This is a genomic window from Weissella thailandensis, assembly GCF_005405465.1.
In the GTDB taxonomy this organism is placed as follows: domain Bacteria; phylum Bacillota; class Bacilli; order Lactobacillales; family Lactobacillaceae; genus Weissella; species Weissella thailandensis.
Map to the genome: position 1 here is coordinate 29,153 of NZ_BJEC01000015.1, position 23,710 is coordinate 52,862.

Annotated in this window: 20 protein-coding genes, 1 pseudogene and 1 riboswitch; of the genes and pseudogenes, 12 read left to right on the forward strand and 9 right to left on the reverse strand. The window is 37.1% G+C overall.

What is annotated here, in order from left to right:
* Positions 1-30: 30 nt before the first annotated feature.
* Positions 31-759 (reverse strand): alpha/beta hydrolase, encoded by a 729-nt coding sequence (locus tag FFM62_RS07490; RefSeq protein ID WP_115471390.1) that lies wholly within the window; start codon positions 757-759, stop codon positions 31-33.
* Between the two features lie 48 nt (positions 760-807).
* A complete protein-coding gene (locus FFM62_RS07495; protein WP_115471389.1) occupies positions 808-1,716 on the reverse strand; it encodes an ArsR/SmtB family transcription factor in 909 nt (302 codons plus the stop codon).
* Positions 1,717-1,932: 216 nt separating this feature from the next.
* On the opposite strand from FFM62_RS07495, the gene FFM62_RS10420 reads away from it, so the two are divergent.
* Genes FFM62_RS10420 through FFM62_RS07525 form a run of 7 tightly spaced genes read left to right on the forward strand, consistent with a single transcriptional unit; the run spans position 1,933 to position 8,412 of the window.
* Positions 1,933-2,574 carry an extracellular solute-binding protein gene (locus tag FFM62_RS10420; RefSeq protein ID WP_207798775.1) on the forward strand — a complete coding sequence of 214 codons (642 nt, stop codon included), beginning with the start codon at positions 1,933-1,935 and terminating at the stop codon, positions 2,572-2,574.
* On the forward strand, positions 2,559-3,194 hold the full coding sequence (locus FFM62_RS10425) for an extracellular solute-binding protein (RefSeq protein ID WP_371851243.1): 636 nt from the start codon (positions 2,559-2,561) through the stop codon (positions 3,192-3,194). Before FFM62_RS10420 ends, FFM62_RS10425 begins: the two co-directional genes overlap by 16 nt.
* A 46-nt stretch (positions 3,195-3,240) precedes the next feature.
* Entirely contained in the window at positions 3,241-4,164 is a 924-nt protein-coding gene (locus tag FFM62_RS07505) for a carbohydrate ABC transporter permease (protein WP_174855248.1), read from the forward strand.
* Between the two features lie 20 nt (positions 4,165-4,184).
* On the forward strand, positions 4,185-5,027 hold the full coding sequence (locus FFM62_RS07510) for a carbohydrate ABC transporter permease (RefSeq protein ID WP_115471388.1): 843 nt from the start codon (positions 4,185-4,187) through the stop codon (positions 5,025-5,027).
* Positions 5,028-5,033: 6 nt separating this feature from the next.
* The gene (locus tag FFM62_RS07515; protein ID WP_115471387.1) at positions 5,034-5,405 is read left to right on the forward strand and encodes a hypothetical protein; all 372 of its coding nucleotides are present in this window, start codon (positions 5,034-5,036) and stop codon (positions 5,403-5,405) included.
* A gap of 17 nt (positions 5,406-5,422) precedes the next feature.
* Positions 5,423-7,264, forward strand: coding sequence for a glycoside hydrolase family 2 protein (locus tag FFM62_RS07520; RefSeq protein WP_115471386.1), 1,842 nt, complete (start codon positions 5,423-5,425; stop codon positions 7,262-7,264).
* Positions 7,265-7,305: 41 nt separating this feature from the next.
* Complete coding sequence (locus FFM62_RS07525; RefSeq protein WP_115471385.1) at positions 7,306-8,412, forward strand: ABC transporter ATP-binding protein; 1,107 nt, start codon at positions 7,306-7,308, stop codon at positions 8,410-8,412.
* A gap of 118 nt (positions 8,413-8,530) precedes the next feature.
* Here FFM62_RS07525 and FFM62_RS07530 read toward each other — a convergent pair whose 3' ends face one another.
* A complete protein-coding gene (locus tag FFM62_RS07530) occupies positions 8,531-9,664 on the reverse strand; it encodes an alpha/beta fold hydrolase (RefSeq protein WP_115471384.1) in 1,134 nt (377 codons plus the stop codon).
* 179 nt (positions 9,665-9,843) lie between these two features.
* Here FFM62_RS07530 and FFM62_RS07535 point away from each other — a divergent pair, with 179 nt between their 5' ends.
* From FFM62_RS07535 to metK, 3 genes are all read left to right on the forward strand, one after another.
* Positions 9,844-10,425 carry a TetR/AcrR family transcriptional regulator gene (locus FFM62_RS07535; RefSeq protein ID WP_186822216.1) on the forward strand — a complete coding sequence of 194 codons (582 nt, stop codon included), beginning with the start codon at positions 9,844-9,846 and terminating at the stop codon, positions 10,423-10,425.
* Between the two features lie 228 nt (positions 10,426-10,653).
* Complete coding sequence (locus tag FFM62_RS07540; protein ID WP_115471382.1) at positions 10,654-12,180, forward strand: hypothetical protein; 1,527 nt, start codon at positions 10,654-10,656, stop codon at positions 12,178-12,180.
* Positions 12,181-12,266: 86 nt separating this feature from the next.
* A riboswitch (SAM riboswitch) is annotated at positions 12,267-12,353 on the forward strand.
* 93 nt (positions 12,354-12,446) lie between these two features.
* Positions 12,447-13,640: a methionine adenosyltransferase gene (gene metK, locus FFM62_RS07545; protein WP_115471381.1), complete on the forward strand. Its 1,194-nt coding sequence runs from the start codon at positions 12,447-12,449 to the stop codon at positions 13,638-13,640.
* A gap of 200 nt (positions 13,641-13,840) precedes the next feature.
* Here metK and FFM62_RS07550 read toward each other — a convergent pair whose 3' ends face one another.
* Positions 13,841-14,620, reverse strand: coding sequence for a YdcF family protein (locus FFM62_RS07550; RefSeq protein WP_115471414.1), 780 nt, complete (start codon positions 14,618-14,620; stop codon positions 13,841-13,843).
* Positions 14,621-15,064: 444 nt separating this feature from the next.
* Between FFM62_RS07550 and FFM62_RS07555 the strand changes: the two genes are divergently transcribed.
* Entirely contained in the window at positions 15,065-15,703 is a 639-nt protein-coding gene (locus FFM62_RS07555) for an NAD(P)-dependent oxidoreductase (RefSeq protein ID WP_115471380.1), read from the forward strand.
* A 59-nt stretch (positions 15,704-15,762) separates the two neighbouring features.
* Here the strand turns inward: FFM62_RS07555 and sstT are convergent, their stop codons facing one another.
* From sstT to murQ, 4 genes and pseudogenes are all read right to left on the reverse strand, one after another.
* Positions 15,763-17,016: a serine/threonine transporter SstT gene (sstT, locus tag FFM62_RS07560; RefSeq protein ID WP_115471379.1), complete on the reverse strand. Its 1,254-nt coding sequence runs from the start codon at positions 17,014-17,016 to the stop codon at positions 15,763-15,765.
* Between the two features lie 221 nt (positions 17,017-17,237).
* Positions 17,238-18,095, reverse strand: a complete 858-nt coding sequence (locus tag FFM62_RS07565) for a MurR/RpiR family transcriptional regulator (RefSeq protein ID WP_115471378.1) — start codon at positions 18,093-18,095, stop codon at positions 17,238-17,240.
* A 35-nt stretch (positions 18,096-18,130) separates the two neighbouring features.
* Positions 18,131-20,104 (reverse strand): annotated as a pseudogene (locus FFM62_RS10495) (glucose PTS transporter subunit IIA).
* Between the two features lie 24 nt (positions 20,105-20,128).
* The gene (gene murQ, locus FFM62_RS07575) at positions 20,129-21,025 is read right to left on the reverse strand and encodes an N-acetylmuramic acid 6-phosphate etherase (protein ID WP_115471377.1); all 897 of its coding nucleotides are present in this window, start codon (positions 21,023-21,025) and stop codon (positions 20,129-20,131) included.
* Between the two features lie 461 nt (positions 21,026-21,486).
* Here murQ and spxB point away from each other — a divergent pair, with 461 nt between their 5' ends.
* The gene (gene spxB, locus FFM62_RS07580) at positions 21,487-23,307 is read left to right on the forward strand and encodes a pyruvate oxidase (protein ID WP_115471376.1); all 1,821 of its coding nucleotides are present in this window, start codon (positions 21,487-21,489) and stop codon (positions 23,305-23,307) included.
* Positions 23,308-23,376: 69 nt separating this feature from the next.
* Here spxB and FFM62_RS07585 read toward each other — a convergent pair.
* A partial coding sequence (locus tag FFM62_RS07585) for an IS3 family transposase (protein WP_137604531.1) occupies positions 23,377-23,710 on the reverse strand: 334 nt, incomplete at its 5' end.

The following is a 23,710-nucleotide window of genomic DNA, read 5'->3' on the forward strand; positions in this document are numbered from 1 at the left end:
GTCTAGATTTGGTATTTATTGCTATGAATTCTAATTAGAAGAAAGAGGTAACCAAGCGAAAACTTTTTTAATTTCGTTTTCCCAGAAGTTCCAATCATGATAACCAGGAGTAACAGAGTAGGTTTCGTTAATGTCTAATGAATTCATAAAATCAGTGAAATGGTCATTAGAATCACGCATAAAATCATGATCACCAATTGATCGATACCACTGTATTTCTTTAAGCTGTTCATTTGGCGCTGCTAGTGCTAAGTTTTCTAAGTAGTTTTCAGGTAAATTTGGACCGAAAACACGTGAGATATCGGACATGATTGGAATGATATCACGTAAATTAACAGCAGGAGACAGCGCTGCAATGGCACTGAACCATTCTGGGTGTTTAAAGCCAAGTTTTAATGCACCGAAGCCGCCCGTGGAATTACCTATGACAAAGTTTTGATTACGCAATGTACTTAGTGGTAGCATACGGCGTAATTCAGGCATGAGTTCTTCGGTTAAATAAGTCCAATAGGATAGGCCGTTGACTTCATCCATGTAAAAACTACGGTATACATTAGGCATAATCACGGCAACTTGATATTGCGTTGCCAGATTTTCAATAGTTGTAAAACGATACCAACATGATCCGTTTTCACCTAGTCCATGTAGCAACCAAATAGTTGGTAGGGGCTTGTTAGATAGATTATCCGGTAAGATAACACTAATTTTTAAATGTTCTTGTAAAACTGCTGAAAAGCGCGTGATATGAGTTAAAGACATTGTTCCTCCAAATTGTTCTTCCTGCAATAAAAATATCGCCTATTTTATTTAGTCTGAATAGTAAACATTTGCTTTTATATTTTGACGATGATTACCAAAATGTTCACCAAAAAGTGTTAGACCACCATAGACATCATTTTTAATTGGTAACACCGACATTTTTAAGGTTAGCCGTGAACTGTCAGATAGATTTAAGTCGCTAATTTTAACGTTTGAAATACTATTACTATCAATAGAAGTATCAAGTTCACCGACTCGGAGGTGTTTTAGTAGACCGTATTGGCTAAACTTTTCTGGCCACCAATCGGGCGTGTAATTACCTTGAACATCAGAATAATTACCAGGTAGTTCGGTTTCACCAATATAGTTATCATTGATCCAAAAGCCGATTCTAGAGTGCCAGTTATTGTTAGATAGCGGAAATTCACTCGCCATTTCTAACTCAAATTCAATCATCTCAATTTTACTATCGGATGGTAGTTCGTTTGGGATGATGTATTCAATCGTTCCCTGAGTAATCCATAAAATTTGTGAACGAAAACGTTCAGCTGAGAAAAAGGCATTCACGTCGTCCATTTTAGAAATCAGTGAGCTTTCAGATGATAAACCACAAGATGGCACGACATGGTTGATTGCAAAATAGTTACCAATGGGAATGTCGTAAGCTTTTTTATGGTACTCTGGAAATATTTTTTGTGGAAAATGAATATTAATCTGGTCGATATTCATAACTGGATAACTTTTTCGACTATCAGCATTTTTTTTGAAACTAATGATATTTGCTTTTTCTAAAATGTGTAAATTTTTAGAGATTGCTGCTTTACTGATATTCATTCTTTGAGCTAATTCAGTAGCAGTTACTGTCTCGCCGGAAATGATTTCCAGAATTTCCAATCTAACCTCGGAGTCCAAGGCCTGATAGACATGTAAAGAATTTGGACTAATATCAATATCCATATATTTGTCTCCTTAACAAATTTGTTAACCTTTATGTTAATTATTATAAAGACAATTATCCGTATAAAGTGTTTAGTTGTCAATATGATCAACCGTTTTCAATACCGTTTCAATAGTATTGACATCGCTTTCATAAAGCGTGATAATTCAATCGTTGGGATGGTTAATAATGATGTTAATTATTTAACAATGTAGGTTTATTAAGAGGGGATATTTATGAAAAAGGCACAAATTTTTGGTGCAATTATTGCATCATTTTTTTTATCATTTGGGCTAACAGAAGTGTTTAATCCAGTGGTTCATGCGGACTCTAACAAAGAAATTGTTTTTTGGAATCCGTTTACTGGTCCAGATGGTACGAGCATGCAAAAGTTAGTGAATGAATATAACAAGACGAATCCTGAATACAAAGTGAAGAATGTGTCACTGACTGAGGCGGATATGTATTCTAAGATTCCAACAATTGTTAATTCTAAAAAGGGAATACCCGATTTACAGATTGTGCATGTGGAGCGCATTAAGGATTATGTGAATAACGGGTTATTGGACAACTATAATCCTTACTTAGACGATTTTTCTGATATTAATAAATCGAATTATGTACCTGAGGCTTGGAATAATGGAGCCTATAAGGGGAAGCGGTATGGTGTGCCATTAGATATACATACAACCTTTATGTACTACAATAAGGCATTAGTTAAAAAGTATGCACCACATGCGCTTGATGATAATATCGTCACTTTTGATGAAATTAAAGCAGCTGGCGAAAAATCTCAGAAGGATGGAATAACAGGTATAGGATTAACCTGGTGGAAGCCTAACTTTTTATCACTATATGGCCAATTGGGGGGCAATTAACAAAGGATGGCAAAAATCCTAATTTAAATAATCAAACATCACGAAAAGTTCTCCAAATTTATAAAGGGCTTTATGATAAAAAAATTACTTCTCAAGATGGTCAAGATCCAATGCAATTGTTCTTGACGAATAAAGAAATATTTTTCCCAGAAGGTATTTGGATGAACAATCAAATTAAAGAATCCGATGTGAAGTATGGGGTTACTAACGCAGCGCAATTATCAGATGATCCCGACAAAATGGTTAATTGGTCCTCAAGCCATCAGTTTGTACTATTAAAACAACCAAAGCGTGATAAAGCTAAGACAGAGGCGACTTTGAAGTTTCTTAGTTGGGTACGGACCAATTCATTAGAATGGGCAAAGGCTGGTCAAAACCCTGCAACGTTGGCAATTACTAAAGACAAGGAATATCAAAAAATGCAACAGTCTTTCTTATTAACTGATAAGACTGAACAAGAATCATTAAAGATATTTAATTACCGATATAACGGATACTTAGCAGACTATTTAGACCGGTATGCTTATGATTCAGTTTTTGGTAAGACTAGTATTTCTAGCTATTTGAATAAGTTACAAAACACTGTTCAGGATGAAGTGGATGCACAAATGACTGACTAGTCAAAAGGTAACTTTATTGCAACATATTGATAGGAGTAAAAAACAAATGGCAGATATTTCTTCTAAATCAGGAAATGTTAGTACAAATAGAAAAAAGACGTGGCACTTGCATGGGAAGAGTTTCCCTATATTATATTTGCTACCGCACTTAGTAGTTTTCACAATATTCTTTTTAATTCCATTAATTTTTGGTATTTATATAGCCTTTACGAAGTGGGACTTAGTTCGAACACCTGTGTTTGTTGGATGGGATAATTTCAAAACACTGTTATTTTCAGACTCAATATTTCATGACCAATTAACGAGTGGGCTATGGCACACAATTTTGTTTGTGTTGATTTCAGTGCCATTTTGTATTTTGGTACCACTACTTTTGGCGGTGGTGTTAAATACAAAACCAGCTTTTGCAAAATTATTTCAAGGATTGTTCTATTTGCCCAGTCTATTTTCAATTTCGGCAGTGGTTATTGTTTGGTCACTAATTTTTAATCCTAATTACGGCCCCTTAAACACGTTGTTTCACTTAGACCAAGTTTGGACAGGTACACAACCATGGGCATGGATGACGATCGTTATTTTGACAGTTTGGTGGACTATTGGTGGAAATATGATTATCTACCAAGCAGCTTTAAACGGTATTCCACAAGATTATTATGAAGCAGCCGATATTGATGGTGCTTCACGATGGAAAAAATTTATTCACATCACATTGCCTAGCATTCGCGGGCAATTGTTATTTACCATCGTAACAACAACAATTGCGCAATTTAATATATATGGACAACCATTAATGATGACCAATGGTGGGCCAAATGGATCGACAACTGTATTAATGATGAATGTTCAACAAAATGCCTTTGGATCGGGGCAATCATTAGCTGGTATTTCGTCAGCTATGGCCGTTATTTTGGGTATTTGTATAACTATTGTTTCAATGGTTCAACTATTTCTACTGAGAAATAAAGATTAATACGGGAAGGTGAGAAGATCATGAAGAATAAAAAACAAGGGTCAGTTCAATGGTTATCCCTCATTTTCCTAATTGTGTTAGGAATTGTTTGGATTACACCATTGTTATATGGTTTGATGTCATCATTTAAGAGTAATCTTGAGATGCAATCGGTAGGATTTAAATTTTTGCCCATCAATTGGATTTTTACTAATTACACACGATTACTACAAAATACATCGAACACACCAGTATTTCGCTGGTTTTTAAATTCAATAATTATTTCTGGTGGATCAACTTTGCTGGTATTAGTTGTGACATCACTTTCGGCATTCGCTTTTTCACGTTTACGCTTTAGAGGTCGTAATGTCTTGTTTATGTTTTTGTTATCAACGATGATGTTTCCGCCAGTTATGAACATTATCCCTCTATATAAAATCATGACAACTTTAGGTTGGGCAAACACGCCATGGGCAATGATATTTCCAGCTGCAACAGGCGTATTTAATATTTTCTTAATCCGACAATTTATGGATAATATTCCTATCGCATATGATGAAGCTGCGAGAATTGATGGTGCCAGTGATTGGCAAATCTTTAGAATCGTTATTTTACCATTAATTAAACCAGTCTTATTTGTGGTTGCATTATTTACATTTACAGGATCATGGAATGACTTTTTGTGGCCATCAATCGTCTTTTCAGATATTAATAAGATGCCAATTACGCCAGGATTAAAGTTATTGCAAGGTATGTATGTTGCAGATATTCCAACATTAATGGCAGGAGCGATTATTGCAATTATCCCAACATTTATCTTATATCTTGTTGCACAAAAATACTTCCTACAATCAATGTCGTTGTCTGTAGGTGTGAAAGGATAGTTGTTAATGTTAGATAAGCAGTGGGATAAAAAAATATTGATTGCTTGTGCGACATGGCAATTTATCGACGGGATGATAACGATTGTTTTAGGATTTCTGAATATGATGAAGATGAGTGACATCAGCGGCACATTACCAATTAGTTCATTTAATGGTCTAGTCGGGACAATGTTTATCTTAGCCGGATTAACAAATCTGTTGATTGCTCATTATTTCCTGTCACAAAAAGAAATCAATAAATGGATTATGCCAATACTAGTGATAGAAATTATTATTTCATACTTTTGTATGGATGTAATTGCAGTTGGTACCTTGGTGCCAGCAGCGATTATCATTAGCCTAAAGAAAAAAAGACAAAGGTTAGCAAATACGCAGTAAAGAAAGTGAGAAAAAGTATGTATCGTACAGAATACCCAGAACCGCAATTTCAAAGAGATCACTGGATGAACCTCAATGGTACTTGGCAATTTGCTTTTGATGATCAAAATTTAGGTGTTAAGGAAAGTTGGTATCAGCAACATGATTTTGACCAAACGATTGAAGTGCCATTTGTTTATCAAACAAAATTAAGTGGTATTGATGATCAAAGTGAACACGGGGTTGTTTGGTATCAACGCGATTTCACAGTTGAAGACAATACTGATATTGCAACGATTTTACATTTTGGTGCTGTTGATTTTGAAACAGACGTTTGGATTGATGCACAGCACATTGGGACTCATTTAGCTGGTCATACGAGCTTCTCTTTTGATATTACAGATTATATTAAAATTGGTGAAAAACAGATTTTAACCGTTCGTGCAAAAGATCCAGTTCGTGATGAAGAACTTACTAGAGGTAAACAAAACTGGACAGGTGAGAGCGCTGGTATTTGGTATACCAACACAACCGGGATTTGGCAGACCGTTTGGTTAGAAATGAAACCGTTAACTAATTTAGCAAACATTAAGTATGTGACAGACATCGATAAAGGTACTGTTCACATGACTGGAGAAATCGCTAATTTTGTTTCTGGAACAGAAGTTGTTGCCAATATTAAATTTAAAGATGAACAATTAGCGAAAGTAGCTATTTATCCAGAAGAAAGTTCATTTGAATTAAGTGTTAATGTGTTGGGTAAGCATATTTTCCGGATAGGTTATCACAACGAGGGCTGGTTGTGGTCACCGGAACATCCTAATTTGTTCACGGTTGATTTCCAAACAACAGCACCAGGTGCACAAACTGATCAAGTGTCATCATACTTTGGTATGCGTAAAATCCACACATCTAAGGGGATGGTTTACTTAAATAATCGAACATACTATCAAAAATTAGTATTAGATCAAGGATATTGGCCGGAAGGATTGTTGACAGCTCCTGATGATGAAGCTTTTAAGAAGGATATTGCCTTAGCAAAGGAGATGGGAGTCAATGGGGCTCGTTTACACCAAAAAGTTGAAGATCCACGTTTTCTATATTGGGCAGATCAGTTAGGCTTTATTACTTGGGGGGAATGTGCTGCTGCACCAGTCTTTACACCAAAAGCTGAAACAACATTGTATCAAGAATGGTTAGAAATTATTGAAAGAGATTATAATCATCCATCAATTTTGACATGGGTGCCAATTAATGAAAGTTGGGGTGTACCACAAGTACACATTGACCGACAACAACAACACTTTACACAGGCCTTGTACCATATGATCCATTCATTAGATACAACGCGACTTGTACAGTCAAATGATGGTTGGGCACAGACAGAAACGGATATTTGTGCTGTTCATAATTATGCGCATGGTACGAAGGACGATTCGGAAACGTATAATTATTACACGGAAACATTAAGTTCGTGGGAAAAAATCATACGGAATCCACCGGTATGGGATATTTTTGCTGATGGTTTTTCATACAAAGGTCAACCTATCTTGTTAACTGAATTTGGGGGCATTGGCTATAATAAACAAGCACCATCAGAAGGATGGGGTTATACAGGCGCAAAATCTGATGAGGAGTTTATCAGTGAGTATCAAAGAATTATAAACGCTGTCAGTCAATCACATTGCTTATACGGAATTGTTTATACACAATTGGCAGATACGGAACAAGAAGTTAATGGGCTGTTAACGGTTGATCACGAACCGAAAGTTGATCCAAGTATCATCAAAAAAGCTAATGATTTTTTCATTCGCTCATTTGTTGAAACGCCACAAAAGGATTTAGAAATCGTTGATGTGTTGGATGATAATTTGGACTAAGTGTTCAAGAAGAGTTTATAGAAGGATAGGGTGATGTTCAAATGGTTCAAATAGCGCTGGATCACATTTATAAAAAGTACGAAAACGCTTCGGATTATTCGGTGACCGATTTTAATCTGCATGTTAAAGATCAAGAATTTATTGTTTTTGTGGGTCCTTCAGGATGTGGAAAATCAACAACTTTACGGATGATTGCTGGTCTGGAAGATATTTCAGAGGGCGAGTTAAAAATTGAAGATAAGATTGTTAATAATGAGTCTCCAAAAGACCGTGATATTGCGATGGTCTTCCAAAATTATGCTTTGTATCCACACATGACGGTGTATGATAATATGGCGTTTGGCCTTAAATTACGTAAGTATGACAAAGCTGAAATTGATAAGCGAGTTAAGGATGCTGCTGATATTTTAGGATTAAGTGATTACTTAAAACGTAAGCCTGCCGCTTTATCTGGTGGTCAACGGCAACGTGTTGCTTTAGGGCGATCGATTGTGCGAGATGCACCAATCTTCTTGATGGATGAGCCCTTATCTAATTTGGATGCTAAATTGCGTGTTTCAATGCGTGCAGAAATTGCAAAATTGCATCAACGGTTAAATACAACGACAATTTATGTGACTCACGATCAAACTGAAGCAATGACAATGGCAGATCGCATCGTTATTATGAAAGAAGTTAAAATCCAACAAGTTGGAACGCCTCAAGAAGTCTACGATAATCCAGCAAATGTATTTGTTGGTGGATTTATTGGATCACCAGCAATGAATTTCTTTAATGTGATTTTTGAGGGTAACAAAATTACTGATGAAGATAGTAATTTTGAACTTGAAGTGCCACAAGGATGTGTTAAAGTCTTAAATGATAAAGGCTATCAAGGTAAAAAATTGATTTTTGGTATTCGTCCCGAAGATTTACATACAGAAAATGCTTTTTTGGATACTTTCCCTAATGCGGTGGTATCTGCTAAAGTTGTCGTTTCCGAGCTACTTGGTGCTGAGTCACAATTATATAGTAAAATTGGGAGTACAGAAGTAGTTGCTAAAGTAGATGGACGTGATATTAAAGAAACTGGTTCAGAGTTAAAACTTGGTTTTGATTTGAATCGGTCACATTTCTTTGATCCTGAGAGTGAAATTTCTGTTTATTAATACATGTATATTAAATTAACTAAAAAGCTGGTATCAGGAATTTCTGATAACTGCTAAAGAAAAGGATGAGTCAAGCAATAATTTTTTTTGCCTGACTCATCCTTTTAAAATTTTAAAATTAAAAATTACCGTTTAAAAAACTAATAATGCATTTAGCTGCTAGGGGTTTATCACCAACTTGGCAGTGACGCTCGCCACCACTACGTTCAGTAAAGACTTTACTGGTTATTGAACGAGCGTTTGTCAATTGTAATGCTTCTTTAGCTGCTGTATCAGCAGGAACGTACAAATCTTTTGAACAACCAATTAAGAGAACATCTTGCGTGATCCGATCAAGTTTACCATCCATGGAATACTTGGTAGCTTCCATAACAAAGTCGACGGGACGCTTAGCAAAAGTTATATCCATTCCTTTACGCATTTTAAAAGCAAGGTCAACGTTGTTTTTAGCTTTTTCGATGAGTGTATCATTAAATTTTTCTTGTAAGGCGACATTGCCAGTTAAGTTAGGGATGATTTTGTCAGCTCCAGGCATCTTCATGATTAAAGCATCGGCCATGTCGTACATCACATCAAAAGCTAGTACTTTTTTAATACGTGGTTCATAGGCAGCGGCACGAGTTGCTAAGTAGCCACCTAATGACATGCCTAAAATATCGGCTTCTTCAATGTGGTAATAATCTAATAATGCTCCGACGGGCTTTTCCCATTCTGAAGTGAGTGGCACCCCAGTTCGTACACAAACACCCTGTCCGGGACCTTCGAATAAAATGAAATTATAATCTGGTAGGGCGTCGTATAATCCTTGGGAAAGTGTTAGACGGATGATTTCTTCCATATATGAGTCAAAACCACCATGGAAAAGAATCGTTTTCGTAGCATTTTTGTGATTGAGTCGGACTACTGGCATATAACCAGCACCATAAGGAACTTTATCAAAGATTAACTGTGACGTGTCGATGCTTTTATAATAATCTTCTGAAAAACGGCGATATGTTTCCTTTTTACGCTCATCTTCTTCACTTAAAAAGAAGTCAGCTAATTGGAAATAAGCAGAAGCTAAATCATATTGCTTTTGTTTTTCTGTTTGATTCCCTAAGTCATACCACGTCTGGTACCAGTTTTCTTGATTAGTAATATGACTGACGGCTTCTTGGATTACGTTTTGCACTTTTGGATCGTCATAGTAAGGTTCCATAAAACGATTGACCTGAAAATTAAATTGTTCGTTTGACATATATTTACGATACATTGATTTAGCTCCTTTTTGGTCACGGTATAGTGTTATTAATCTTTTCAACAAAAACATCGTAACATGGTTATTTAATGCAAGCAAGTACTTGCTTGCAAAAAATAGTGCGTGTTATAATTAGCCATGCTTTAAAAGAGTAAAATATTTTGCAAATTATGGTGAGTATAGGGAGTAGCATGATGGATAACCACGTAGTTGATCAAAAAATTATGGATGCTTTTGCTAATTTAGCGGGATCTTACGGATATAAGGGAACGACGACCCGTAAAATTGCGCAACAGGCTGGTGTAAATGAAAGCACGATTTTTAGACATTTTTCTGGTAAGCAAGGTATTTTAAAAGCACTAATTGAACGGTATCAAGATGAAATAAATAAAGCTGAGCTTTCTTTTCATACCACTGGGAATGTGGAAATGGACATTCGTCATGCTATCAGTATTTATCAATATTTTATTGAACAACATAAAAGCATTTTTTTGATAGCTTTACGGGAGAGCTCACAATTTCCTGAGTTAGGTCAAGCGATTCAAAGATTATTACTTATACAAAAAGAAATGTTACTTAAATTGTTTCGTAATTTAATTGAACAAGGACATTTAAGTGCTCAAAATAATCTTGAAATGGAAATTAGCAATTTAGTGTTGATGAATTTTTCACAGGCGGTATTAAAACTAGCCTATCCAAATACTTCAATAGTCATTAGTGATCAGGATTATCTGGACAAAAACATCCAAAACTTTGTTAGCAATTTAAAAAAGTAGTTAAATAAAATCGTTTTGAAACTACTGTTATTACATCGTGATGTAAAGAGCAGTACAGTAATTGGAATCCCCCATAATTGTTAGATGTAAAAATTAGCAATTATGGGGGATTTTTATAAGAACGAACTATTTTTTAACGTTTACATAATTTTACGTCATGAAAAATATTGTTTTATAAATAAAAACAAAGTAACATGTGACTATAATTATTTGCTGGAAGGTTACCTTATGAAGCTAAAAAAACAATGTGTGTTAGGGAACAAGAATGAGATAATTCCTGAAATAAAAGAATTTGATCGTTTTGTAAAGAAGATGTCTACAAGTGATAGTTTATTATCACGACAGCAATTGACCAAATTGACACAAACAGGTCAAGTGATGCTATATTCATTGCAATCACGTTTGGATCAAAAATTACCAAATCGACCATTGGATTTATCATTGATTGTTTATAAGAATGACTTACGGTCAAGACAATTACACGTTATTTTGCCGACAGGTGAGGTAGCCGAAATCTACCAATATTTGAGTCAACTCAATGCTTTATTAACAGAAGTTATTTCTGAGCATGGTTTCTATGATAATCTTATGATGAAATATGAACCAAGCGTACGAGTAGAAACAGCAGATAAATCAAACCGGGCGAATCAATCATTGAAACAACGAATTAGACAGCTAACAGAAACAAAAATTCAACTAACATCACAATATGAAGATGCCCAAGCACAGTTAAAACAGCAGTTAACTCAATTAGCGATTAGCGATAAACAAAATCAGGGGTTACAGTTAAAAATTAAACAACTCGAGCAAAAAATTAAAGATTATCAGTTTGAGTTTACCAAGCAAAAAGATGAAATGGGCCTTATTCGTGAACAATTTCGTATTAAACAGATAAAACAGAAACAAAAAAAATTAGTGAAACAAGCTGAGGTTACCGAGCATGTCTGTCCAAAATTAGATGATAAGTTCTTTAAGGAAGAAATCGCTGGTTTACATCAGCAAGTTGTCAAAGCGCAACACGAATTACAATTATATAGGAAACAGCGTTCTTCTAGTTTGCAAGTCAGTCGTTCAGAGAAAATCAGGCAGTTAACTAGCGAGTTAGATTTAACTTGTATTGACGATTACCATCCGTTACTTCGTTTGGTGCATAAATATAATGAATTAGTTGCTGAAGATTTAGTTTTATGGCAGCAAATGCAAGGTCATTTCGTAAAGGTTGATAATCAATGGCAATTCATCGATCAAAATGGTCAGGCTTATGAATTATCTGAATTATCTTTAAATGGCATCATACCAGAGACATTGACAACTAATTATTATTATTCCGCACGTCAACGTTCCGATACGGGTTATATCATGTTGATTAGACAATTAAACAAACAGGTTACTAATGGTCAAATTGAGAATCATAAAAATGAAAATGATGTGCCAGTACGATGGATGAACAAGCAAGTTTTAATAATTTCTTGGTGGGGTGAGACTGTTAAAAATGCGGCTAAAAAATTAAACTATTTTGGTATAGAGGTTGTTTGGCTGGATCCATCAGATATTAGTAATGATAAAATTATGCATGAGATGAATAAGGTACAGTATGATTTTGAATTAATTGTCATGCGAGGTGCCCATCACGAAACGGTGACAGCGGCTCATCGTCTGCGCCGGTCTGGTAGGCAGATCAAGGTAGCAAATAATCCTGGGGCAAGTGCGATGTTTGATTATGTGAGTAGTGCATTAGGATTAATTGAAAATTAACAAGGATGTGAGATGCCAAAAATAACTTGCAGAATGATAAAAAAATCAGTATTATAGGTTAAGTATTAAAAAGTAAATAACTCGACATCCTATCAAGAGTCAGGGAGGGACTAGACCCCGTGATCTGACACCAACTACCGTACGGTGATGTGGTAATTTCTAGCAGATGGGCGCATATCGACTGAACCCCGACGTGCCGCCTATGTGTGGTCGTCGGGGTTATTTATTTTGATTTTTCGCTACGTAAAGGAGATATTTAATAAATCATGTCAGAAAAGCGTTTATTTACATCAGAATCAGTTTCGGAGGGACACCCAGATAAAGTATCTGATCAAATTTCAGATGCCATTTTGGATGCGGTTTTAAAAGATGATCCACAAGCACGTACAGCTGTTGAAACATCGGTAACTACCGGCTATGTTAATGTGTTTGGTGAGATATCAACAAAAGCATACGTCAATATTAATGATATTGTACGTAAGACATTGAAGCGTATTGGGTACGATGATCCTGATGCTGGTTTCTTAGCTGATGATATTCACGTGGGCGTTACACTTGATGAGCAATCACCAGATATTGCGCAGGGTGTTGATACAGCTATTGAACAACGTGAAGATGGTGGTATTGATCCCCTTGACCAAATTGGTGCAGGTGATCAAGGTTTGATGTTTGGTTTTGCAACCAATGAAACCGATGAATATCTACCATTATCAGTTGTTTTGTCACATAAGTTAGTTAAGAAGCAAGCTGATATTCGTCGTGCTGGTATTTTGGATTATTTGTTACCTGATGCAAAGGCACAAGTAACTGTTGAACTTGATGAGAACGGTAAGCCATTCCGTATTGATACAGTTGTTTTGTCAACGCAACATCGTGCATCGGTATCATTGGAGCAATTGCGTCATGATGTACGTGATCTTGTTATTAAGCCAATTCTACCTGCAGATATGATTGACGACGAGACACGTTACTTGATTAACCCAACAGGTCGGTTTGTTATTGGTGGGCCTAAAGGGGATGCTGGTATGACCGGACGTAAGGTCATCGTTGATACTTACGGTGGTTATGCTCGTCACGGTGGTGGTGCTTTCTCTGGAAAGGATGCCACGAAGGTTGATCGTTCAGCCGCATATGCTACTCGTCACATTGCGAAGAACATTGTTGCTGCTGGTTTAGCTGAAAAGGTTGAAATCCAAGTTGCCTATGCTATTGGTGTGGCAGCACCAGTTTCAGTTAATGTTGAAACATTCGGTACGGGTAAGGTATCAGATGATGATTTGGTTGCCGCTATTCGTGATTTGTTTGAATTACGTCCAGCTGGAATTATCGAAGACTTAGATTTGCGTAAGCCACGTTATGAAGCAACTGCTGCCTACGGTCACTTTGGCCGTCCAGAATTGGACTTGCCATGGGAGCGTTTGGACAAGGTTGATGAATTGAAAGCTTACTTTAATAAATAAATTATAATAAGAAAGAGATGTGAAAAATTATTTTCACATCTCTTTTTTGATTATTCAATCGTGGTCATTTATAGCATGGTATAAAAGGACAATAGCTTAGCATACAAAGTGTCTATGTAAATATCATATCGTATTTATGCCAAATGAAAGGTATTGAAATTGTTACAGGGCGATTATGTACGATTGTCAGTGCAAACTATCTAATTGGCATATTGAGAATCAGCATCTCTAATACTATCTGGTAATACTGTTTGAATCGTCTCAAATGCCTGGAAAATTTCATCAGGAATATCTACATGACTGATAAAATTTTTCCCTTTAGGTCCATAACCCGTTGATGTATCTTGCAATCTTGCAATTTCACCCATTAATAGATTCACGTATCGTTGTGATGTCCACATCCCATGTGGGGGATTAACAATTTTTCCGTCCTTAATGTTTACTTGATATGTGGCGTAATTAATAATCTGTTTTGAATCCTGAACATATTTTTTTAATCCAGCGTACATTCTAACTTGCATGGTGGCGTCTTGTGCTAAGATAATTGATTGCCAATCGGGTAGGTGCTCTTTTAATAGGTTTAATAAATTATTAATATTATTACCACAATTTGTTGATTCCATTTCAAGCCAATCGACTTCTAAGTGGTAACGTTGTTTGATGTAGTTTTGAAAAATTTGGGCTTCTGTTAAACCTGCCGTTTTTATACCGGGATAAAGATTATCCACCACTTGACGTAAAGTGTTTGTGGTATGTCCTGCGCCACCGACAATGATAAAATGTTTAGCAACATGGTTTCTAATTGCTCTGGCAAGAACATCGCCACCAGCTATGATACTACCCCCAAAAAGTACCATTACATCTACTTGTTCAATGCCGTATTTCTTTGCCAACATTTCCTTTTGTAAATCATCAATATCTCGCCGACTTAAAAAGTGGCCAATTTTATTAATGGCACTATCAATATCAGACAAAACTATACCTCCGTTTATTGCAGTCAAAGTTGTTGAATAATTAGTTATATCGTATCATAGGTAAGCATTTATCATCATACGAATAACATGCTAGGATCTTAAAACATTACAATTACCTACGGTCACTTCGGTTGTCCAGAATTGGATTTGCCATGGGAGCGTTTGGACAAGGTTGATGAATTGAAAGCGTATTTCAAATAAATATGTAATGAAAATGTCTGTGAAAGGTTATTTTCGCAGATAAACAGAGCCCTGTAAGTTAAAGTGTTTTCTAAAATTTACGGGGCTTATTTTATTAAGTTAGATCAACGAGATATGTTAAAATTAAGGCCACAAATATTTTTGATCGTTATCGATTTACGACCTGCTTATCCATATTTAAAACGCTAAAAGTAGTGGAGCGGTGGGGGATGAATACTATTTTTATGATGAAAGGAAGGAAATGATATCATGCAATTGACGGTTTTTGGGGCAAGTGGTAAAACTGGTCAACAGGTTGTACAACAAGCGCTAAGTCGTGGTTATCAGGTTGTTGCTTATGTCAGAGACCCAGCAAAGTTATCTGTGACGGATGCGAATTTAAAAATTATCCAGGGTCAGTTGAACGACTTGGATATGATTAAAGGGGCAGTGACAGGTAGTCAAGCTGTTTTAAGTGCTTTAGGACCGACTGGTAAAGAAGCGAGTGATCAACAGATTAGTTTGGGGATTGGTAATATTTTGATTGCGCTTGATGAACTTGGCATCAAACGATTTATTGCGTTATCAACAACAAGTGCGCAAGATCCATATGATATTGATAGTATAAAATTTAGATTAAGACGGACAATGATTCGTAAGGGTAGCCCTAGCTCTTATGAAGCCATTGTTGAATATACGGAATTAGTACGTCAGTCTGAATGTGATTGGACATTACTTAGAATTGCATCCTTATTGACTAATGCATCATTAACTAGAAATGTGCAAGTTGGCTATCTAGGCAGAGATAAATTTAAGGCCAAATTATCACGGGCTAACTTAGCTTGGTTTATGCTAGAACAGATAGATAGTACAGAATTTATTCGTCAAGCGCCAGCAATTAGTAACTAAATTAAAACTCCGATTCAGTAAGTTTACAGACACACTTACCAGATCGGAGTTGTTTTTATTTAATTTGCCTGGTTGGCACGTGCCACGGCGGCCTTAATGTTAACAGGTTTACCAGCTTTACGCAGGTCACTGTACTCGGCTGTTGCAGTGAATAATAAGTCGGAAGCTGAATTAACAGCGGTTTCGACAGAATCTTGGATAACACCGATGACGAAACCAATACCAACAACTTGCATTGCGATATCATTGCCGATACCGAATAGACTACATGCCATTGGAATTAACAATAATGAGCCACCAGCGATACCTGAGACACCGGTTGAAGCAATGGCTGTTAGGAAACATAGAATCAAAGCAAGCGGAATTGAAAATTCCATACCTAATGTGTGAGTGGCCGCAAGCGTCATAATTGAAATGGTAATTGCTGCACCACCCGAATTAGCTGATCCACCTAGTGGAATTGAGACACTATAACTTTTTTCATTTAAGCCCAGGTTCTTGCAAGCATTCAAATTGATGGGGATGTTAACCGCACTACTACGAGTAAAGAAAGCAGGAATTCCTGAAACTTTTAGTGTCCACCAAGCCAGTGGAAATGGATTTTGACGGGTCAATACCCATACTAATAATGTGTAAACAATTAAGTAGACAAATATCATCGTACCAACTAATAGTAGAACTAGTTGTCCATAACGCATCACACCATCAGTTCCTGTTTCCACTAGAGCTTGATGAATCAGTCCAATAATACCAAAAGGGGCACATTGAATGATCCAACTAGCAACTTTACCAATGATGCTTGATAAATCTTGAATAACTGATTTTGTTGTTTGGCTAGCCATTTGTAGAGCAATACCTATCAAAACAGACCAAAATAGAATTGTTAGGTAGTCACCTTTCATCACGGCTGAAACGGGATTTGAGACAATGTTAGTAATCAAATCGTTCATGATTGATCCTAAGTCTTTAGGTGCATCAGCACCATTAGCTGTTGTTGCCTTAGATAATGCCAGTTTTATTGGAAACAAATATGATGCAATGACCGCAGCTACGGCAGATAAAAAGGTCGCTCCTAAATATAAAATAATGACGGTTTTAAAATGGTTATGAGCACCTTTTTGATATCCCGAAATCGAAGACATGATAACCATAAATACTAATAACGGTGCAATGGCTTTTAAAGCACCGATAAATAATTGTCCTAATACATCAATCCAGGTCCAGGAAGGGGCAACAACTCCAACGAAGACACCGATAACAATAGCAATTATTATTCGAGCAATTAAAGGGATTCTGATGTATTTTTGTAACATACGTTTTTCCTTCCGTATAATTGTTTTACCTAAAATTTAGGTGAAACAATATATAATATTGTTAGCTTAGTGTACCGATGGAACAGACTAATGTCAATAAAATAATGATAAATATTATATTTAAATGATAAAATAATTAAATTACAAACTTTTAGTTAGTTAAAAAGAGGTTGAGACATTTAATTTGTCCCAACCTCTTTATGAGTTCATCGTATTAAAATTTAATCATGATCGTCATAAATCTTGCTGATGCGCGAGCGTGTTTCTTCGACTTTTTGTTGTGACTCTTGATAGTGTTTACTAATATAGGTGTAGAACAAGATATCAACAACATATAATTGTGATAGTAATCCAGTCGTTGATGCAAACCGGACCTTGTCAAATTGTTGCGAGGTCGTCGTCAGCGTGACGTCGCAACCGCGAGAAATTTCAGATTCAATTTCATTGGTCAAAACAATGACCTTTAACTCTAAATCAAGACTGATTTTTTTGAATTTTAAAGTCTCGAAAGTGTAGCCTGATTCAGATATAACAATAGCTAAATCTTGGTTGGTTGCCGTTGCTTGCATTGTTGTCATCATTTGATGAAAATCAGCATGATAGATAACATCTAGACCAACTCGAGTGAATTTTTGCTGAATATCTTGTGCAGCCAGCGCTGAGGCCGTGACGCCATAGACGAAAATATGACGGGCGTTTTCTATTAACTTTGTTGCGTTAGAAAAATCGGCAGTTTCATTTTGCGCTGTAATGACATCAGGTATTGTTTTAAAACGAGCACTGGTTTTTTCTAAAATAGTCGTAATTGATTCTTCTGCTTCGATTTCCGTTAAATCACTATTATTTTGATTATTGGTTGTTGTAACAGCGATGTCTAATTTCATCGCAGGGAAACCGCTGTAACCGAGCTTCTTTGCAAAGCGGACGACTGCCGAACTGCTTGTACTAGTAAGTTTACCGATTTTTCCAGCAGTAGCATCAATAGCTAGTTGCGGTTTTTCTAAGAAAAAATTCGCTATTTTTCGTTCACTAGCTGTGAAATTTTTTTCTGAAGATAAACGTACAAATAACGAATTCATGATTAACCTCGTTTTGTGATTTAAGAGACGATTATTTATATTTCATTAACGTGTATGATAACATCACCAATTTCAACAGCTTGTTCCGCTTGAGTGGTTACGGAGTCAAAGTCGGCACTATTTGTCAAAATAATAGGCGTTATTGTTTGATAGCCTTCAGATTGAATGGCTTGCAAATCCATGTTGACTAGTGGCTCGCCGACCGAGACTGTTTGGCCTTCTGTGACCAAAATATCATACCCTTTTCCTTGTAAGTTAACGGTATCTAGTCCCATATGAATAAGCACTTCTGCGCCTTGTTCACCCACTAAACCAATCGCATGTTTGGTAGGGAAAATAGTTTGTACTGTACCATTGATGGGTGAAAATATTTCGCCATTACTTGGTTGAATGGCGACTCCTTGACCCATCATACCTGTAGAAAATACTTCATCAGGAACATTGTCTAAAGTAATTAGCTGTCCTTTAGCAGGTGCTTTGATTTCAAAAGCCGCAGTATGTGTTGCTGTATTAGCTTCGCTTGTAACACTTGATTCTTGTGTTGTTGGCGTGGCCACTGCAGTCGCTTCATGCTTTAATTCTTTCGGAATACCGAAGAAATAAGTAAGAATAAAACCACCGATATAACCAGCAATCAAGCCGATAATATAGTATAGCGTTTTATTATTGGCAATCAGTGGGATTAATGCCCATCCAGAAGGTCCAACAGCAATCGATCCGACATGACCGAGCATCCCAATTACTGCACCACCAATACCACCACCAAGACAAGCTGTAATGAATGGACGACCTAGAGGCAATGTGACTGCATAGATCAATGGCTCACCAACACCTAACAAACCGACTGGCAAGGCACCCTTAATATTTTCAATTAATCCTGATTGCTTATCATCTTTGCGGAGGAATAGCCATAATGCAAATGCGGCACCAACTTGTCCAGCACCTTACATGGCTAGAATTGGCAAGAGTGGGGTACTTCCCATTTGATTAATCATTTCTAAATGGATAGGAATTAAAATCTGGTGTAGTCCAAGCATAACCATTGGTAGGAATAAGGCGCCCAGAACAAAGCCAGCGACAGGACCACCAACGTCTAAGACAACATTAATAAATTGTAGTAGTCCATCTGATACGACACCTGCGATTGGCATAATTAGATAAATAGTTGCTAAACCGATTGCCAACAGACTTAAAGTTGGCGTGATGATAATATCAATAGAATCTGGTACCCATTTATGTAGTCTTTTTTCGACTAATGACAGTAGCCAAACGGCAAAAATGACTCCAATAATACCGCCTTGACCAGCAGCCAGGTCTTGACCATTAAATAAGTTTTGAATAGTCGTATCCGTGGTCACGCCGGAAAGTAGGGTGACAGCGCCAACGGTACCACCCAAAGCTGGTGTTGCACCAAATTCAGCAGCGGCATTGATACCTGTGTAGATTGCTAGATAGGTGAATAGACCATTTTTAATAACATTAAGAACCGTTACAAGTTGCGTCATGGCATCGCCTGTTAAAGTTCCTGCAGTTAGTAAATTTTGCAGGATAGAAGCGACTCCGGCAATGATACCAGCACCAACAAGTGCCGGTATCATGGGAACGAAAATATTTGCCAATGACTTGAGAACGTTTTTAAATTTGTTTGGTTTATTGTATTTTTGTTTGGCAGCCGCTTTGTTTTGATCCGTCTGTTCATTCAAGTTGTTATCTTCAGGTGTCTGATTTTGACCTGGAAAATCTGCCCCCAATTTAACCCCGACAGAATCAACCATGCTTTGGGCGACTTTATTTACTTTTCCAGGCCCCACAACGACTTGCAAGGTTTCATCCTCAACAACGCCGAGCACGCCTGGGAGTGCTTCTAATTCTTCAAGGTCAGCCTTACTTTCGTCTTTTAAAGTTAGCCTAACGCGGGTCATACAGTGAATTAACTTTGAAACATTTTCTTTACCACCCACATGCTGGAAAATGTCTTGTCCTAATTGATCATAGTCTTCTTTCGCCATAATAATATCTCCCCAATTAAGTAATTAAACTGATTTGTTAATAAAACCGTTGGCCTGTCGTAATTTTTCTTCAGATTCATTACGATCAACGCCTGTTAGAATCATAACGATTGCTACTTTGACGTTTTGATTTGCGACAATAAAAGTTTGTTCTGCAACTTCAAAAGAGCAATCTGTTGCCTCCATGATGATGTGTTTTGCACGTTCGACTAATTTTTCGTTGGTTGGTTGGACATCAACCATTAGGTTTTTATATACTTTACCAATACCAATCATTGAGATAGTTGAAATCATATTTAATACCATTTTTTGAGCAGTACCTGATTTCAAACGAGTAGAGCCAGTTAAAAATTCAGCGCCAACGTTAACTTCAATGGGGGTGTCTGCGTGTTGACTAATCAAAGCATCGGTGTTTAGCGCCAAACTAACCGTTGCCGCATGAACACTTTTCGCGTAATCTAGCCCTCCAATCACGTAAGGGGTGCGACCGCTCGCCGCGATGCCTACCACCGTATCATTTTTTGTTAAATTCAAATTTTTTAAATCACTTGGACCTAAAGTCAGACTATCTTCAGCACCTTCCACGGCATGAATCATGGCCTTATTACCACCAGCGATTAAACCAATCACTGTATCAGGACTGACCCCAAAAGTTGGTACACATTCAGCGGCATCCAAGACGCCTAGACGACCACTGGTACCAGCCCCCATATAAATGATTCGACCGCCAGATTGGAGGGAGGCGGTTGTCTTTGCAATCGCGTTTTCAATAGCGGGTAGGGCCTCAGCGACAGCCAAACCTACCTTTTGATCCTCATTATTCATCAAAATGGCTGCTTCATGAATTGTTAAGCTATCTAGGTTCATGGTCTGCTGATTTCGCTTTTCCGTTGTTAAGTTAGTTAGTTCATTGAGATTCATTAATTTCTCCTTGTATGAAAGCGGTTTCTTTTTATGCAGTCATTATATCGTTATAGCAATTTAATTTCAATTAATCTATTTTAAAACGATTAATTGAAATTATATTTCATAACTTGTTATAAAACGGTATTTTTTAAACATTTGAAGGTTTTGTGAAATTGTTCATTAATTATTAGGTGCTGGGTTATGAAATAAATATGACAATAAAAAACAATTATTTTATATATGAAACATTTTTTTGCACATAGTAATATTATATAAAATAATCTTAAAGTATTATATATGTTATTAATTTGATTTCAAATATAGTCTATTTGTAGTATTGGACGCATGCACTTTTATATTGTTTTTATTTATCTAATCAAAAACTAACTTGACGCATACTGTTATTTAAAATACAATAGAATTTGTAGAAGTAAGAAAGCGTTTCCAGAACGCAAACATGTAGGGAGATATGTTAAATGTCAGAGAATAAGATAACTGCTGGATTAGCAGCTTTGAAGGTTATGGAAGGTTGGGGTGTGCCCACTGTATACGGTGTGCCATCTGGAACTTTGAGTGGATTCATGAACGCCATGGGTGATCCTGAAAACAACGTTAAGTGGTTACAAGTTAAGCACGAAGAAGTTGGTGCTATGGCTGCCGTTATGCAATGGAAGTTTAGTGGTAAGCTTGGTGTTACTGTTGGATCTGGTGGACCTGGTGCAACACACTTGATCAACGGTTTGTACGATGCAGCAATGGATAACGTTCCTGTATTGGCAATCTTAGGTTCAAAGCCAGTTCGCGAATTGAACATGGACTCATTCCAAGAGTTGAACCAAAACCCAATGTACGAGAGCATTGCCGTTTACAACCGTCGTGTAACAACTGCTGAGCAATTGCCTCACTTGGTTGACGATGCTATCCGTACTGCTATTGCTAAGCGCGGTGTAGCCGTACTTGAAGTACCTGCAGACTTTGGATTTGCTGAACTTGATGCAGACTCAATCTACTCAACACCATTGTATTCTTCAGGACTAAAGTTCAAGAACTACAAGTCAGCTCCTGTTGATGAGAAGGATATTGATGAAGCTGTTGAACTATTGAACCAAGCAAAGCGTCCAGTTATTTACGCTGGTGTTGGTACAATGGGACATGGACCAGCCGTTCAAGAATTGGCTCGTAAGATCAAGGCACCAGTTATTACTACTGGTAAGAACTTTGAGACTTTCGACTGGGACTTCGAAGCTTTGACTGGATCAACATTCCGTGTTGGTTGGAAGCCAGCTAACGAATCTGTTCTTGAAGCAGATACAGTATTGTTCGTCGGAACAAACTTCCCATTCTCTGAGGTTGAGGGTACTTTCCGTAACGTTGAAAAGTTTATTCAAATTGACAACAACCCAGCTATGCTAGGTAAGCGTCATGAAACTGATGTTGCTATCCTTGGTGATGCTGGTGAAGCAATCGATGCTATCCTTTCTAAGGTTGCATCTGTTGAAGAATCAGCTTGGTGGGCTGCCAACATCAAGAACGTGCAAAACTGGCGCGATTACATGAACAAGCTTGAGCAAAAGTCTGAAGGTGATCTTCAAGCTTACCAAGTTTACAATGCTATTAACAAGTACGCTGCAGAAGATGCAATCTTCTCAACTGATGTTGGTAACGTTACACAAATGTCAATCCGTCACTTGCACATGACACCTAAGAACATGTGGCGTACTTCACCATTGTTTGCAACAATGGGAATTGGTTTGCCAGGTGGTATCGGTGCCAAGAACGTTTACCCAGATCGTCAAGTTTGGAACTTGATGGGTGATGGTGCGTTCTCAATGACTTACCCAGACGTTGTGACAAACGTTCGTTATGACATGCCTGTCATCAACGTTGTCTTCACTAACACTGAGTATGGATTCATCAAGAACAAGTACGAGGATACAAACGAGTACAACTTCGGTGTTGACTTTACTGACGTTGACTACGCTAAGATCGGTGAGGCACAAGGTGCTGTTGGTTTGACTGTTAGCCGTATCGAAGACATTGATAGTGTCATGAAGAAGGCTGTTGAATACTACAACCAAGGCCGTGTTGTTGTTATTGATGCTAAGATCACTAAGGATCGTCCAATCCCTGTTGAAACATTGAAGCTTGATACTAACTTGTACAGCGAAGATGTTGTTAAGTCATACAAGGAAAAGTACGAAGCAGAAGATCTTGTACCATTCCGTGAGTTCCTTGAAGCTGAAGGTCTAACTTCAAAGTACATCAAAGAAGATAACGGTAACAAGTTTAGCTTCTAATTAAATAGATTTATAAAGTACCATGAGCATTGCGCTGATTGAACTGAACCCCAAAAATTGGAGAGAAGTTTAAGCAACTAGCTGGTCGGAAAGACTTCGGTATTGAACCGGAGTTTTTCCGGCCAGCTTTGTTTTAATCCGTTTATTGTTGTAGTAATAGATATAATTATTGACGGCAGACTTCAGCTCGTCATAGTTTTGATAATGGTTATTATGGACAGTTCCTACCTTCAAGAGATGAAAGAAGCTCTCCGCCATAGCATTATCTAGACAGGTCGCTTTGCGACTCATACTTTGAAACACATGGTTGTTCTGCAAACGTGAGACATATTCATAATTTTGATACTGGAATCCCTGGTCAGAGTGGATTGTTAAACGGTAATTTAATTTGGGTCTAGTATTT